This is a genomic window from Parabacteroides faecis (assembly GCF_014647375.1).
Lineage (GTDB): Bacteria > Bacteroidota > Bacteroidia > Bacteroidales > Tannerellaceae > Parabacteroides > Parabacteroides faecis.
In genome coordinates, this window is the sequence record NZ_BMPB01000033.1 from 1 (window position 1) to 524 (window position 524).

The 524-nt window shown below is 43.1% G+C and carries 2 tRNA genes and 1 rRNA gene; all 3 read left to right on the plus strand.

The window, feature by feature from the left end:
• A 16S ribosomal RNA gene (locus tag IEY67_RS25090) occupies nucleotides 1–55 on the plus strand; the annotation flags it as partial.
• A 147-nt stretch (nucleotides 56–202) separates the two neighbouring features.
• Nucleotides 203–276: transfer RNA gene (locus IEY67_RS25095), tRNA-Ile, on the plus strand.
• 25 nt (nucleotides 277–301) lie between these two features.
• Nucleotides 302–375 (plus strand) — tRNA-Ala (locus IEY67_RS25100).
• Nucleotides 376–524 lie beyond the last annotated feature (149 nt).

A 524-nucleotide genomic window follows, 5' to 3' on the forward strand; every position in this document is an offset into this window, starting at 1 on the left:
GGCTAAGTCGTAACAAGGTAGCCGTACCGGAAGGTGCGGCTGGAACACCTCCTTTCTGGAGCGAAGAGTTCGTTATCAAGTTAACAATGAGGTATTAGTTAACTTGTACTACGGTTGAATATGTATACAAAATAGATCTTCCGACGATAAAACGTCGGAAAGAGAGAAAAATGATGCTGAGGGCAACCAAGGCAAAGTTGACAGTCCTATAGCTCAGTTGGTTAGAGCGCTACACTGATAATGTAGAGGTCGGCAGTTCAACTCTGCCTGGGACTACAGAATCTCTAAGAAGGGAAAAACTGGGGGATTAGCTCAGCTGGCTAGAGCATCTGCCTTGCACGCAGAGGGTCAACGGTTCGAATCCGTTATTCTCCACACAAAGATTACCGGGACATAAGAAACGTAAGTGATCTAAAAAGATCTTTGACATGATGGACAACGTAAAATAAAGTAACGAATAAAAGAGCAAGCTGAAGATATATCAATCCGATTCACTGTAAAGTGACCGGACAAAAGAAAGTAAG